Source organism: Microcoleus sp. FACHB-831 (assembly GCF_014695585.1).
GTDB lineage: Bacteria > Cyanobacteriota > Cyanobacteriia > Cyanobacteriales > FACHB-T130 > FACHB-831.
The window spans coordinates 139,702-154,741 of the sequence record NZ_JACJON010000034.1; the positions used below are offsets into that span (position 1 = coordinate 139,702).

At 47.1% G+C, this 15,040-nt stretch carries 11 protein-coding genes; 6 read left to right on the forward strand and 5 right to left on the reverse strand.

From position 1 onward, the window contains the following. Nucleotides 1–23 precede the first annotated feature (23 nt). Nucleotides 24–2,123, reverse strand: a complete 2,100-nt coding sequence (locus H6F77_RS07660) for a sensor histidine kinase (protein ID WP_199321217.1) — start codon at nt 2,121–2,123, stop codon at nt 24–26. 47 nt (nt 2,124–2,170) lie between these two features. Next, nucleotides 2,171–2,980, reverse strand: coding sequence for an alpha/beta fold hydrolase (locus H6F77_RS07665; RefSeq protein ID WP_190486944.1), 810 nt, complete (start codon nt 2,978–2,980; stop codon nt 2,171–2,173). Between the two features lie 564 nt (nt 2,981–3,544). Between H6F77_RS07665 and H6F77_RS07670 the strand changes: the two genes are divergently transcribed. Continuing rightward, nucleotides 3,545–6,262 (forward strand): M48 family metalloprotease, encoded by a 2,718-nt coding sequence (locus H6F77_RS07670; protein ID WP_190486946.1) that lies wholly within the window; start codon nt 3,545–3,547, stop codon nt 6,260–6,262. Nucleotides 6,263–6,741: 479 nt separating this feature from the next. Then, nucleotides 6,742–7,845 carry a WG repeat-containing protein gene (locus tag H6F77_RS07675; protein ID WP_190486948.1) on the forward strand — a complete coding sequence of 368 codons (1,104 nt, stop codon included), beginning with the start codon at nt 6,742–6,744 and terminating at the stop codon, nt 7,843–7,845. Nucleotide 7,846: 1 nt separating this feature from the next. Here the strand turns inward: H6F77_RS07675 and hisB are convergent, their stop codons facing one another. Together hisB and fabI are read right to left on the reverse strand one after the other, a co-directional pair. After that, nucleotides 7,847–8,491, reverse strand: coding sequence for an imidazoleglycerol-phosphate dehydratase HisB (gene hisB, locus H6F77_RS07680; protein ID WP_190487005.1), 645 nt, complete (start codon nt 8,489–8,491; stop codon nt 7,847–7,849). A gap of 111 nt (nt 8,492–8,602) precedes the next feature. Further along, nucleotides 8,603–9,379 (reverse strand): enoyl-ACP reductase FabI, encoded by a 777-nt coding sequence (gene fabI / locus H6F77_RS07685; RefSeq protein ID WP_190486950.1) that lies wholly within the window; start codon nt 9,377–9,379, stop codon nt 8,603–8,605. A gap of 342 nt (nt 9,380–9,721) precedes the next feature. Between fabI and ntcA the strand changes: the two genes are divergently transcribed. The 3 genes from ntcA to H6F77_RS07700 all read left to right on the forward strand — a co-directional run bounded on the left by ntcA (nt 9,722) and on the right by H6F77_RS07700 (nt 12,795). Continuing rightward, the gene (gene ntcA / locus H6F77_RS07690; RefSeq protein ID WP_190487007.1) at nt 9,722–10,399 is read left to right on the forward strand and encodes a global nitrogen regulator NtcA; all 678 of its coding nucleotides are present in this window, start codon (nt 9,722–9,724) and stop codon (nt 10,397–10,399) included. A gap of 123 nt (nt 10,400–10,522) precedes the next feature. Next, complete coding sequence (locus H6F77_RS07695) at nt 10,523–12,289, forward strand: DUF3084 family protein (RefSeq protein WP_190486951.1); 1,767 nt, start codon at nt 10,523–10,525, stop codon at nt 12,287–12,289. 86 nt (nt 12,290–12,375) lie between these two features. Next, on the forward strand, nt 12,376–12,795 hold the full coding sequence (locus H6F77_RS07700) for a pre-16S rRNA-processing nuclease YqgF (protein ID WP_190486953.1): 420 nt from the start codon (nt 12,376–12,378) through the stop codon (nt 12,793–12,795). A gap of 34 nt (nt 12,796–12,829) precedes the next feature. Here the strand turns inward: H6F77_RS07700 and H6F77_RS07705 are convergent, their stop codons facing one another. After that, nucleotides 12,830–13,093 (reverse strand): DUF3146 family protein, encoded by a 264-nt coding sequence (locus H6F77_RS07705; protein WP_190487010.1) that lies wholly within the window; start codon nt 13,091–13,093, stop codon nt 12,830–12,832. Nucleotides 13,094–13,264: 171 nt separating this feature from the next. On the opposite strand from H6F77_RS07705, the gene H6F77_RS07710 reads away from it, so the two are divergent. Further along, entirely contained in the window at nt 13,265–14,683 is a 1,419-nt protein-coding gene (locus H6F77_RS07710) for a GTP-binding protein (protein ID WP_309228815.1), read from the forward strand. The last annotated feature ends 357 nt before the right edge of the window (nt 14,684–15,040 follow it).

Here is a 15,040-nt window from a genome sequence, read left to right on the forward strand (position 1 = left end):
ATCAAAAACTAAAAAAGCCCTAATTAAAGTGTGAAATAAAATGTTGCGCCTTGCTCGACAGCAGCTTTCGCCCAGATACGCCCGCCGTGACGGTGAATGATGCGTTGCACGGTTGCTAACCCAATACCCGTACCTTCAAACTGACTATTTACGTGCAGGCGCTGAAAAGCTCCAAAGAGTTTATCGGCATAGGTCATATCAAACCCAGCACCGTCATCTCGCAGGAAATAAATAGGGGGATTGGGAGTTATGGATGGGGATTGGTTCGATTTTGGATTTGGAACTTTAGATTTTAGATTGGGGGTTAACTCCTGAGTCTCTAGTCCCGATGAAGCATCAATAACGCCAAATTCGATGCTAGCGCGGTCGTGTTGGGATGTGTACTTCCAAGCATTACCGATCAGGTTCTCTAGTACGATCTGGAGTAGCCTGCGATCGCCGTTGGCAACTACTCCTGCTTGGATTTGAAATTCCACACTGCGTTCCGGTTGCGTCTTTTGCAGTTCTTTGGCGATCGCCCCAGCCATTGCACTCATGTCAATTTCCTCTCGCTTTATCTCGCAGCCCGTAACTCGCGACAGCGCTAGCAAATCCTCAATCAGTTGAGACATCCGGTTTGTAGAATAACGAATGCGCTCTATGTATGTTTGACCGTCACCACCCAGCTTGTCAGCATAATCTCTCACCAGCATTTTGCTAAAACCTTCAATGCGGCGCAGCGGGGCACGCAAGTCGTGGGATACAGAGTAGCTGAAGCTTTCTAGCTCTTGATTAACTACTTCCAGTTGGGCGGTGCGCTCTTTAAGGGCGACTTGCCCGAAATACTTAATGGTGATATCGTCGATCAGCCAGAGACGACCGGGCACATCGCGTACCTTAGTCGGGGTACTGGAAATACTCAGTACCGTTGGATCGTCGCCGCTAAAAATCCAGTGCCAATCGCGAATTTCAGCCCCCTGTTGAGAAAAAAACTGCGCCCCCTGAACAGCGATCGCCTCGCGATTTTCAGCGCTCATCCGTAACTTTGCCATAGCCTGCGATATCAACAGCGGTTCGACATCCCCTGGCATTAGACTGAGTAGATCTGCGGCAGTCTGATTCAGCCAGCCATGTTCGCCACTCTCATCAACAAACACCACCCCTTGCGGTATCGTCTCTAAAATAGCGCTGTAGCGTGCTTGTAGTTTGTCGAAGCTGAAGGTGGTGTGTTGAAACCGCAATACAGTTCTCAGCCCCCCTAATACCGACTCGATGAAGCGTCGCAGATTTAAAGAGATGTCAGTGCGGGTATACCAAATTAGCAGGATCGCCCCCTGCACCCCTGAAGAGTCTCCCTTACTAACGGCAGGATCGAAGGGGGGTTGGAGTGGTAAAATCGCCAGCGACTGGGTTCCTTTAGCAACCAAAATACGCGCAGCATCAGGGCTAGAAGCATACTCAGGGTAGTAGCGGCAGCGGTTGTCTGTAAGTGCCGACTCAAATAGTTTGGGAGTTGTTAGTTTATTGGGCAGAGGCGCACAGCCCTTGGCTCCCTTGGGGGGGAGGCAGACGAATGCTTCAGCAGTAACATCGTCGAGTTGCCGCAGTGCAAAAGCCGCATCAGCAAGCGCAAAGTCTCGCAGCAAGGCGATCGCTTGCTCGATAACGCTGTCGGGAGTAGCAGCGTTATCGGCATTAGTGAGCGTAGCTAGTACTGAGCGAGATGCCAAATCCCACTCAATACGGAGGATAAATGTGCGTAATAGTATACCTAGTAGGGCAGCCCCAATTGCGCTGGCGATCGCTCTTGTCTCAAAATGCGCCTGATGCGTCAGCAACACGTCGCTACCCAAGAGCGCTCCTGTCAGCAACGATGCTACCCCTGCTGCTAGCAAACCCTGCGCTGGTGGGAGGGGTAGCATTGCCCCTACCGCCAATAGCAGCGGTGTTAGAAGTAGAACGGGAGACAGTCCGGCTAGAACTCCCAACCCCACAATTGCAATTGTTAGCCCTATTAAAGTTGGTCTAAAAGTTGGTAGCCGAGCCGGATGATTGTGCGGAGAGTTGGTAAAAAATAGCCAACTTTGCCGCATTAGCAGGCCACATTCTATGGTAAAACTCCAATATTTTGATGTTCGTTCCATCACACAGATGGTAGCCTGATTTAATACCTGGCTGGGAACGTAGATTTTTAGTTCCAGGCGGCTGCTGCAACTTTGGCGATCGCGCTTGTCACTACGTCGGGCGAACTCATGTGAGGTAAATGACCATTTGCAGCTATGGGTAGCAGTTTACTGGTAGATACGTTTCGCGATATGTAAGTGCCCACCTCTGTAGGCACGGCAACGTCGTTGTTCGACTGTAAAACCAGTGTTGGTACTTTCAGGCGAGACAATTCAGCGCGGTGGTCGGATTGGTAAATCACCCGTGCTACGGCGATCGCTATATCCGGGCGGATTGCCGAAAGGGTATTTGCAAACTCAGTAGCCAGTTCTGGACGCTCTGGGTTGCCCATTGCTATTGGCGCAAATCCACTCGCCCAAGCATGGTAATTGGATGACATGGCAGCATAAAATGCATCCAGGTCAGATTGCTCGAAGCCGCCGACGTATCCTGTATCGTTCAGGTAGCGGGGCGATGCGCTTACGAATATCAGATGGCTGAACAGTTCTGGATCTTCCAACGCCGCTAGCATGCTCACCATCCCGCTAACTGAGTGCCCCACCAGCAGGCAATTTTTAAGTTTTAATTCGTAGCACACTTCTAGCAAATCCTCGGCGTAACTATGGAGGCTGCTGTAGCGGCGCGGACTGTAAGCATTAAAATCTGATTTTCCCGCACCTACGTGATCGAAGAGTACGATGCGATATTTCGATGCTAATGCCGCTACTTGGTGTCTCCAAGCTGTCTGGTCGGAGCCGAAGCCATGGGCAAACACGAGTGTCTGCTTGCCATTGCCCAGCACGTTTACATTATTCCGCTGTAGGACGCTCGTTGCCATAGTTGAGTTCTTTAGTTTTGAGTTTACATCGCCGCTGGGGGCGCTTTGGTTCAGATTTTGGAACTTAAGCGTTTAGGAATTATCAGTTCGCTTGTTAATACTTAATTTAAGATAAAAAGCCAAAAAGCCCAAATTATGCTTCTACCAACTAATGTCTCCCCACTGGATGGTAAAAGCCTGGTAGCTTCACCAACAAAATGAAATTACTATTAGCAACAACTTTAAAAAAGTTATAAGCCATAAATGAGGGTTATCATTTCTGCTGTTAGTTAATTATAAAGCAACAATTTTCCTTTATCATTTAATAAAATAATTGGCTAGCTCTTTTATCAGTTTGTTGCAAAAACAACCATAACTTTAAAATTGTAATGATTTTTTAAAGAGAATGTAATGTTATTTCATAAGGCAGAGGCGAGAATACTGCCAATGCCTGAAGATATCAGAGGTTAAAATTGCTATGGGCACAGAGCAATTGGTGGCGCGATCGCTATTACAACTCGGCTGCATACTACAAAAGGTTAGTGGGTTATGGTTGGGAAGTAAGTCACGGGAGGAATTGTAACCTTGATTCCCGATCCCCCTTCATCGAAGAACAAAGGCTCAAAGGCATCAGAAACATCCCTAGAAGCCGGGTTAGCGGCTTTAAAGAAGTCTGATTACCCTCGCGCGATCGCGCTCTTAGAAAACGTCTGCCAGTTTGAGCTAAGTGAAAATATAGTATTACGCGCTCAAATGGGGCTGGTAGCAGCTTATGAACGCGCTGGCGAAGTCGAAAGAGCGATCGCGCTATGCCAAACCCTAGCTCAAAGCTCGAACCCCAAAGTGAAACAATGGGGCGATCGCGCTCTTGCAGATATAGCAAAGCGTTACCCTGGAGGTTTGGCCAATAGCGTCAACTCCGCGCCACAACCAGCATCAGATGTAACGGGCTTTGTGCCCATAGACCAGAAGCAACCTCCCAATCCGATATCCGCAGCAGGATCGGATGTCACGGGCTTCGTGTCATTAGACCAGACACCTGCAAATCGGACGCGATCGCCCGCATCAGAAAGTACGGGTTTTGTCCCAATAAATCAAACGTCTCAAGCGGGAAAAACAACAGAGAAATCGCCTCGCCCCCCTTCCTCCGTCCCTCCCCAAGGAGGTAGGAGCAGTATCCCCGTACCTCCCGCAGAGAAGAAGAGCAACAGAGCAGAAAAGCCAGAAAAACCCCTAATAAAAGCTGAGGAAGAGAATTATTCAGCTAGCACTGAAGAACTAACGGAAACTGAAGAACTAACGGAAACTGAAGAATTAGTAAACGTTCAAAACTCAACACTAGCCTCTTGGCGACAGGCTGGACGCGCCTCTTCTTGGCGTACGATGAAGCCAATAAAGCTAAGACGCCTGTGGATGGTGCAAGCGGGAACTGCGATCGCTCTTTTTTGGTTGATTAACAGCCTCATCCACTGGGCTTTAGCCAGTATTTACGGTATTCTCCCTTCCTTGCCCTTCGGTCAACAGATTATAAGTTTCTATAACGCTCCGACTCTCCCCCTCTCAATTTTTCTGCTCGTCCTTCTCTGCACGTCCCCTTGGTTAATCGACGCGCTGCTAAAACTTTTTTACCCCCAAATTAGCTCTCTATCTCTGCCAGTGCTTGCAAAACACAGCCCAGAAGCAGCCAAGGTGTTGCCTCGTGTTTGCCGCCAGCATCGCGTTTCTATGCCCGCTTTGAAGGTTTTACCAACTAATGCACCGATTGCACTGAGTTATGGAAATCTGCCTCGTAACGCGAGGATTGTGGTAAGTCAGGGATTGTTGCAGCAATTAACAGATGACGAGATAGCTAATATCTATGCTGGTGAGTTGGGGCATATTGTCCAACACAAACCGATAGGTTTAGCGATCGCAGCTGTAGTGTACTTAATTGGCGGCTTGTTAACTCTGGCGGGCAACTTTGAACTGGCTGGCTATTGCTGGTGGATTGCCATAGCGTGTTTACCTGTTGGGTTTAATTTAGCCCTGATGTCCCTGATCGTCTTAATAATCCAGATACCCTACAGCGCATACTGGCAAGTGGCAAAGTGGGCAAATGGCATCAAATTAAAAATACAAACCGAAAAATTGCAAGGTTTTGTCCTTTTCGTTTATAGGGCGGAACTTTATGCAGCCGGAGTCGTGGCTGCGGTAAGTTACGGCTTATATTGGCTGCTGCGTTGGCCTGGTTTGTGGTTTTCTAGGGCTAGGATTTACTATAGCGATCGCATAGCTGCTGAGACGACGGGCAATCCCAATGGCTTAACTCGCGCTTTGCTGAAAATCGCTATGGGCACGAGTGCCGATGTGAAAGAACAGCGGTTAACCAGTTGGCTTCTGCAAGGCTTTGACTTGCTGACACCTCTGGGATATCGACAAGCTATTGCGCTGGGCAGTTTTTATCCCCAAAAGCCGTTTGAAGAACTCTTAGCCTGGGATTGTATCAATCCTTACCGTAACTGGTTAGTTACTACTTATTCTCATCCTCTCACTGGCGATCGCTTGCAACTCCTCTCCCGCTATGCCCAATTTTGGCAACTAGAGACGGAACTAGATTTGCAGCCCAGCGCCCCTTTCCCCCGTACCTTACCTGCTAAGGCTGAGAAAGTTTTAGGCAGCCACAAAGGATTGCCTTTATTGCAAAGTGCGCTATTTTTTGGATTGCTGATAGCTATTGCGCTAAGGATACTGTTCTGGATCTTGGGAGGAATTGGCAACCTACTTAACATTTGGCAACTGATATGGATGTTTGGCTCTAGCACCCTTTTTGTTGGTTGTCTGCTAGTTGGTTTTAGCCTCAGCATTTTCATGCACATCAACGCCTATTTTCCAGATATCAAAACTGACAATTTGCCAAAACAATCTAGTTTGCCTGACCTAGTGGCTAATCCCACTTTAATGGTTGCAGATAGTCTTCCTGTCGCATTAACAGGCAAACTCTTGGGGCGTCCCGGTTGTCTCAACTGGCTGGGACAGGATTTAATTCTCGAAACGCCAAAGGGTCTGGTCAAACTACACTTTTATTCCTTTCTGGGGCCTTTTGGCAACCTCTGGGCGCGGGCAGTCCGTCCCAGCGATTTTATAGAGCGGCAGGTTACAGTTACTGGCTGGTTCCGTCGGGGAGCAACTGCCTGGATTGACTTGGAGACCATCAGCGCCCCAGGAGGGGTAAATATTACTGCGAAATTTCCAATTTGGGTAACTGCCCTTGCCTGTGCGTCTGCTGTATGGGGAGCCTGGATTATCTGGCAAGCCAGCGCTTAATTTTGGATTTTCAATTGGGCGCAAAAAAAGGATTTTTTAGCATAACCTTTTCGTAGTCTACGCGGATGCCCCTCTCCCACTCTCTCCTGACGACCAACAACCAACTCCCACTTTTGGTAGAAATCATAAATAAATGTTGCGAGGACTGCGGAAAATTGTTACATTAATTTACAGGAAGCCGATAGAACTAGAGGACGCCTGAAGTTTTGGCACATTATTTGGCATAGCTCAACCGTCTTGGTATCAAGGTTTTCCTCCTCCCAACACAGCAAGCTAGTACCAGCCGCCCTTCGTGGCTGGTTTTTTATTTGTTTTTCCCGCAGATACCCAAGGGTAATTTTATCGAGGCTGAGATGCCAAAATTGGCGATCGCCAACAACATTTTTTAACTATAGCGATACCGATAAAATAAGAGTTTTAAGAAGTTGGCCTGGTATTCTTTAAGGGTGGCAGAATCCATAGTTAGTTTTATATAAAGTATGCGATCGCAGTCGCGTCTGACCGTTAGATCGAGTTTAGGCGGTTGGTTTAACCGCAAATTAAGCCTAGTTTTGCTATTAGCGATCGCTCTACTATTCGGCTGTGAATTAGTAGGAAATAGAAATATAGTTAAAAATAACGCTGTTTCTTCTAGGGAACAAGCCATCAACCCGCAAATAGTTGCCCTCCAACCGCAATTTGATGCGGCTCGTACCTTTTCTGCTGGGCTGGCGGCGGTAAAAATAGGCCGCCAATTTGGCTATATCGATAAAACTGGCAAATTTATAATTAGAAAACAATTTGATGTTGCTCTGTCTTTTTCCTCTGGTCTAGCAGCGATAAAAATGGGACGCAAATGGGGCTATATCGATATAACTGGCAAGTTAGTTATCCAGCCACAATTCGATCATGGTAATGATTTTTCCTCGGATATGGCAGCGGTAAAGATAGGCAAAAAATGGGGCTATGTCCACAAAAATGGCAAGTTAGCCATACAGCCTGAATTTGAGGAGGATAGAAGATTTTCCGAAGGGCTAGCCGTAGTAAAGATCGGTAGCAAATATGGGTATATCAACAATATTGGCAAATTTACCATAAAGGCGCAATTTGACGAGGCTAGAAGCTTTTCAGAAGGTCTAGCAGCAGTAAAGATTAGCGACAATTGGGGCTATATCAATAAGAATGGCAAGTTTGAGATCGAACCGCAATTTAATGAGGCTGGTGACTTTTATTCAGGGCTGGCGGCGGTAAACACGGAAGGAAAATGCGGCTATATTGACAAGACTGGAGACTTGGCAATAGAACCACAATTTGATTGGGGCGGGGGTTTTTCTGAAGGTCTGGCGGCGATATCGATAGCCGACAAGGTGGGCTACATTGACAAAATGGGAAACATCGTCATCTCGCCGCAATTTGATAGGATATATGATTTTTCATCTGGGATGGCAGCGGTCAAGATTGGCGATAAGTGGGGCTATATCGACAAAAAGGGTAACTTAGCAATCCAGCCGCAATTTGATGGTGCTTTGTCTTTTTCCCAAGGGATGGCGCGGGTAAAGGTTGGGGACAAGTATGGCTATGTTCGCCATCCCTTAAAGAATTAAATTACAGCACGCCTTTAGAACTAGGAATTGCACCAGCACGGCGCAAATCAATTTCTGCTGCTAGGCGGAGCGATCGCGCAAATGCTTTAAATGTCGCTTCGATAATGTGATGCGAATTAATTCCATCCAACTGTCGGATATGCAGCGTCATTTGGCTGTGATTCACGACAGCTACAAAGAACTCACGCACCAGTTGGGTGTCATAAGTACCTACTCGCTGGGTGGGAATCTCTAAGCCATAGCTAAGATGAGGGCGTCCAGAGAAGTCTAGCGCTACTTGAACCAATGCTTCATCTAAGGGCGCAAGGAAATTACCAAAGCGGACGATACCTTTGCGATCGCCCAGCGCTTTGCCCAATGCTTGTCCCAAGGTAATCCCCACATCTTCATTAGTGTGGTGGTCGTCAATTTCTATATCGCCCGTTGCCCTAACTTCCAAATCTATTAACCCGTGAGAGGCGATTTGATGGAGCATGTGGTCTAAAAATGGGACTCCCGTAGACGCAATGCAGCGTCCCTGACCATCTAGATTGATAGTAACTTGTACATCTGTTTCCCCAGTCTTGCGGCTAACAGAGGCAATTCGGGCACCGTCTAGCTGTTGTGGGTGTTGTAAGGATGGAATTGCGCGATCGCTTGTCTGCATATTGGTAATTGCTTCGAGGGCGTGCGGTATTGGGTAATCGGTCATCAGGCATGGCGAATTGGATTTTTCCCATTCCCTATTCCCGATTCCCCATTCCCTATTCCCAGTTTGTTACATTCCCATTATTTCGTAACCAGCATCCACATACAGAACTTGGCCAGTAATTCCGCTGGACAAATCGCTGCACAAGAAACTAGCGGCATTTCCCACTTCCAACTGAGTCACCGTGCGCCGCAGCGGTGCTATTTCCTCAACGTGGTGAATCATATCGAGAATTCCCCCCACTGCTGAAGACGCTAGGGTACGAATGGGACCCGCAGAAATAGCATTGACTCGGATGTTAGAGGGGCCAAGTTCGCTTGCTAGGTAACGGACGCTCATTTCCAAGCCAGACTTGGCGATTCCCATAACGTTATAGTTGGGAATTACCTTGACGCCGCCGAGGTAGGTAAGGGTGACAATACTGCCGCCTTCTGTCATCAGCGGTTTAGCTGCGCCAGCTAGTTGGACTAGCGAGTAGGTACTGATTTCTAAGGCTTGGGTGAAACCTGCGCGTGTGGTTTTGCTAAAGTCACCCGATAAATCGTCTTTGTTGGCAAACGCGAGGCAATGGATGAGGATGTCTAGCTTTCCCCACTTGTCGCCGATGGCCTCGAATGTAGACTGGATTTGACTATCGTTTTGGACATCGCAGGGTAAAAACAGGCTGGGGTTCAGGGGTTCTACCAGTTCTGCGACTTTTTTCTCAAAGCGGCCTTTTTCGTCGGGTAGGTAAGTGATACCCAACTCGGCTCCTGCTTTGTGCAACTGTTGGGCAATGCCCCACGCGATGGAGCGATTGTTGGCAATGCCAGTGACAAGGGCTTTTTTTCCGGTTAGATTCAGCATAATATTCTATCCTATAGGCAATGAGCAGCTAACTAAACACAAAGGCAATATTTTATAGGCAATGAGGAGTTGATAAAAAGCCAACAGCACGAGCATAGGCAGTATTTTGGAAATATTGCAATCCGCGCTACCCTATTATCTACGGCGATCGCGCTAATACATTTTATTGCGGGGTCAGATCGTGATTTTCAGTTATTTTGTATTAAACTATACAAAAAACTGTATTAGACTCAGATTTAGTAATCTTTACTACACTCAAGAATCTCTCACATTCGGTGGGGCGATATATGGGGTAAGATCGGCAATCTGTTGGCAGAAGTTGCCAGGGCGTTAGTTATAGCAATGGATAGGGTCGTGACGCAAGATAGACCACTAGCAACTGTGTTCCGTCAAATGGGAGGTGGAGGGTTTCCACCGATGGTGGAGACGTTTGAACGGGGCAAGACTATCTTTTTCCCCGGAGACCCAGCCGAACGGGTGTATTTTTTGCTTAAAGGTGCCGTCAAGCTATCCAGGGTTTACGAGGCTGGAGAAGAAATAACCGTCGCACTGTTGCGAGAAAACAGCGTTTTCGGGGTGTTGTCGCTGATTACCGGACACCGTTCTGATAGGTTTTACCACGCGGTTGCATTTACTCCAGTAGATCTGCTTTCGGCACCGATCGATCAGGTAGAGCAATCACTGAAGGACAATCCAGAACTATCGATGTTGATGTTGCGGGGTCTTTCTTCGCGGATTTTGCAAACCGAAATGATGATCGAGACCCTCGCGCACCGAGATATGGGTTCACGATTGGTGAGTTTTTTGTTGATTCTCTGTCGCGATTTTGGGATGCCGACGGGTGATGGAATTACGATCGATCTGAAGCTGTCTCATCAGGCGATCGCCGAAGCAATTGGCTCAACCCGCGTTACTGTAACGCGCTTACTTGGAGAACTTCGGCAGGAAAAAATGATTTCTATCCATAAGAAAAAAATTACCGTTCATAACCCCGTAGCCTTGTCCCAGCAGTTTACCTAAACTTGGTTTGGGGAAGGAAAATGAGTTTTGAGTTTTGAGTTTAATCTCCGGCTCTCTGACTCTCCGACTCTCCCCTGCACCAGTAAAGCCTAGTTAGGATGGGGATGAAGCGAGGGAATTTAGATGACCACCAGCGCGTTCGTCCTGGTTTTGTCGATTTTAGTTTTGGGCGGCGCGATCGCGACTGCGGGCGATCGCATTGGTACGAAGGTGGGAAAGGCGCGGCTGAGTCTGTTCAATCTGCGTCCCCGCAGCACTGCTGTTGTAGTGACAATGCTGACGGGTGTTATGGTTTCAGCCTCAACTCTGGCAGTTCTATTTGCTACCAGCGAACAATTGCGGATTGGAGTTTTTAGGCTGGAAACTATTCAGAAAAGGCTTAGAGCAGCCCGTAGAGATTTAGATGCAGCTGTTGAACAAAAAAAACAGATTGAAAGCGAACTAACCAAAGCTAGAGCCGACCAAGTTGATGCCCAGAAGCGTTTAGATACTACTAATGAGTTTTTGAAGACGGCTATAGCCAAACAAGCAGAAACAGCCACTCAGCTCAATCGCACTCAAACTCAGTTGAGTTCTGTTTCTTCACAAGCTGAGTTGCTGCGTTCCGACATCCAAAAAACAAGAGCAGAACGCGAACAACTGATCCAACAGCGGGATTTAGTTAAGGTTGAACTTGCTCAACTTAAAGCTGAAAATACCCAAGCATTGGCTGAAAATACTCAACTCAAAGCTGAAAACACCTCAATAAAATCTGAGAATAATTCCCTCAAAGGTCAAAACGAGCAGCTGAAAGCTCAAAACGAGCAAGTTAGCGCTCAAAATAATCAATTGGACGCTCGAAATGCTCAATTGAGCGCTCAAAACAACCAACTGGGCGCTCAGAATACTCAATTAAGCGCTCAAAATAATCAATTAAAAACTCAAAACAATCAACTGGGCGCTCAAAATAATCAGCTAAAAACTCAAAACCAACAACTAAATGCTGAAGTTAGGGAACGCGACCAGGAAATTGCTAATAAAGCGCGAACTATTACCGAGCGCGAGAACAAAATAGCAGGGCAAGATCGAGTGATTGTCCAGCGCGAAACTCGGCTCAAACAACTGGAGGAAAACCTATCGCAAAAGGATAGACAAATTTCCCAAAAAAATCGAGAACTGCAAGAGCGATCGCAACAACTCCAAGAACGAGAAAAACAACTAGCTTTCCTACAACAGGAAGTAGCCGCCCTAGAGCAGTATTATCAGTCTTATCAAGTTCTCCGCCAGGGTAACGTCGCCTTGCTGCGAGGTGAGGTTCTGGCGTCGGGCGTCGTTCGTATTGTCGATCCCTCAGCGGCTCGCAAAGCTGTAGATCAGTTGTTAACCGAAGCAAACCGGACTGCGATTGAGCAAACTAAGCTGGGTACTACCGATGTAGATCAACGGGTGGTGCAAATTACCCAAGCAGAAGTGGATCGGTTGTTGAGCGAGATTAAGGATGGGCGAGACTATGTGGTGAGAATTCTCTCCGGTGGGAACTATGTGAAGGGAGAAAAACAAGTACAAGTCTTGGCAAATGCTGTTGTTAATCAGGTTGTTTTTAAGGCTGGTGATGTTATAGCCACAACTTCTGCTGATTCCGCTACGATGAGTGAGGAACAAATGCGACAGCGCTTAGAGCAGCTAGTTGTAGCGTCGCAATTCAGGGCGCGTCGTGGTGGAATTCTGGGTGATAAAGTCCAAATTGGTGACGGTCGCATCATTACGCTGATCAATTTCATCGAGCAGCTAAAGCAGTATCAAGAGCCTGTAGATCTCGTAGCAGTGATAGCAGAAGATACTTACACTGCTGGCCCCCTTAAAATGAAGTTGGTGGCAATTAAAAAAGGACAAGTTATTTTTAGCACGTAAATATTATGTTTTATTGGTTATTGTAATCAACAATAACCACGATCAATGAACAATCAACAATGAACAATTAACTAACAATACTTTATATGTTTTTAGGATTCGATCCAGGGCGCGATAAGTGTGGTTTAGCTGTATTGGGGGTTGATAGGCAACTGCATTACCATCAGGTTGTGCCCTCAGAAGATGCGATCGCTACTATTGAAAGCTTGCAGACGCAGTTTCCTATCGCTACTCTCGTAATGGGAGATCAAACTACTTCCAAAAAATGGAAGCAAAAACTTTCTACCTCCTTGTCACAAGAGGTGAAGATTGTCTTGGTTGATGAGCGTTACAGTAGTTTGGAAGCACGCGATCGCTACTGGCAAATGTATCCCCCCAAAGGTCTTTCTAGCTTGATACCCCAAGGATTGCGGCAACCACCCCGACCCGTTGATGATATTGTCGCCATCCTTCTCATCGAGCGATATCTGCAACAACTAACGTCTACAAATAATTTTCAAGGGTGAATCGACAAATCAAAAAAAATCAATCTAACAAGTCTTAAAGTTCAGCGCGGATAGTAAACGCATAATCGCCACCAGGCTCTAGCTGGTAATCGCATCGCTCTAAAAATCGGCCTAGCGGTTCTTGAATTAAAGCGCGTCCCAGGGAAGGCTTAACCGATAGCTGACCCCGACGGAAAGACCACTGGAACTGCCACTGGTATTCCGCCGCCGTAACTTCCCCGATGATTTGCCCCTGTTGCCAGGATAGCTGGGTAATGCGGACGTGGGCGGTGGTTTCAGGGAGATACTTCTTCACAATGGAACTGATTTTTAGCTGCTTTAACAAATCACGATATCAAACAGATTGCGATCGCGCTCAACATCACATCATCCTGCTAAGGTGATATCCAGCTTGTACGAGAAAATACCCATACTATCCCAGGAGTAACTAGGATCGAAGAAGTAACGCACAGCAACAGGAGGTATGATTTTGACCCGTTTATCGTCTGACCCAACCTCAAATCTAGACCGAGAATTCGACAGTGCCATTTTTAGTTTTGAAGAAATTCAAGCGGAACTCAACTATAAAAAGGCACAGGATTCACTACGGGAACTGGTAGAAAATCTCGACCTAACTGCACAGGAAGTAGTGGGTCTGGAGTCAGAAATTAATGGATTGGCAACGATGCTGGACAAGTTAGAACGCACTTGCATCCAGATAGCAGCTTTTGGCATGGTGGGACGAGGCAAATCTTCCGTCCTCAACTCGTTGCTGGGTCAGAATGTCTTTGAAACTGGCCCGCTGCACGGCGTCACCCGCACCAGCCAAGGTGCTAACTGGACGGGCGACAGTGGTGATGTTTTGCGAGTAGCGTTCCCTGGTGTGGCGAATTCGCAGATTGAGTTGATTGATACGCCTGGAATTGACGAAGTGGAGGGTACGCAGAGGGAAGCACTGGCACATCAGGTTGCGAAAAATGCTGACTTGCTGCTGTTTATCGTTTCCGGCGATATGACAAAAGTGGAATTTGAGGCGCTGTCGCAACTCCGGGAAGTTGGTAAACCAATGTTGCTGGTGTTTAACAAGATCGACCAGTATCCTGATGCAGACCGCATGGCTATTTACCGCAAAATTCGGGATGAACGGGTGAAGGAGTTACTCTCACCAGAAGAAATTGTCATGGTTGCTGCTTCACCCTTAGTCGCGCAGGCGGTGCGGCGTGCGGATGGGGGTAGGGGGGTGCAGCGAGTCCCAGGAAAGCCGCAAGTTGAGGAACTGAAGCGGAAAATTATCGAGATTTTGCATAGAGAGGGGAAATCCCTTGTGGCGCTGAATACGATGCTGTATGCGGGTGATGTGAACGAGCAACTGGTGCAGCGGAAGATGGAGATTAGGGAGGAGAGTGCGAATCAGTTAATTTGGAAGGCGGTGATGACGAAGGCGCTAGCGATCGCTCTCAATCCTGTTACTGTTGTAGATCTCCTCAGCGGCGCGGCGATCGATATTGCCATGATTTTGGGGTTATCTAGGTTATATGGAATATCGATGAATCAACAGGGTGCTGTTGGTTTGCTCAAAAGAATTGCTATTAGTATGGGTGGAATTAGTGCTAGCGAACTTTTGGCGACTTTGGGGCTTAGTTCGCTCAAAGGGTTGTTGGGATTATCGGCACCTGTAACGGGGGGAATTTCGTTAGCGCCTTATCTTTCGGTCGCTATAACTCAGGCGGGTGTTGCGGGTGTTTCATCTTATGCAATTGGGCAAGTAACTAAAACTTATTTGGCTAATGGCGCGTCTTGGGGGCCAGATGGCCCTAAAGCTGTTGTAAGCCGCATTCTTGCATCTCTTGATGAGACTTCTATTCTTAATCGAATTAAGAATGAGTTGAGTGCGAAGTTAGGTAGTTGAATGGTTTTATTTGCTTTTTTTAGAGGGCGATCGCCACGAGCTTGCCCTTGTTTAAATCTTACCTAAATCAATCCCAAATTACCCCATCTTTCCCCCCCCAAAAAATATTATGTAAAATTTTCCCAAACTACTTGTGTTTTGCAACGGAACATCATAATATAGTAATTGTATTTGTCTAGCTACATACAGCACTTGAAAAGTATGTCGCTTGACGCGCATGGGACGTTTGTCCCGTGCGCGGGGATAAGTAAAAAAGCGCATTGGAACTTAGGTTGGGTTGGAAACTTGGAGAGGAAAGATACCAAGTTTTTATAAATTAACTGGGTAAATGTTGTTAGCGATCGCATCGTGGGTTAA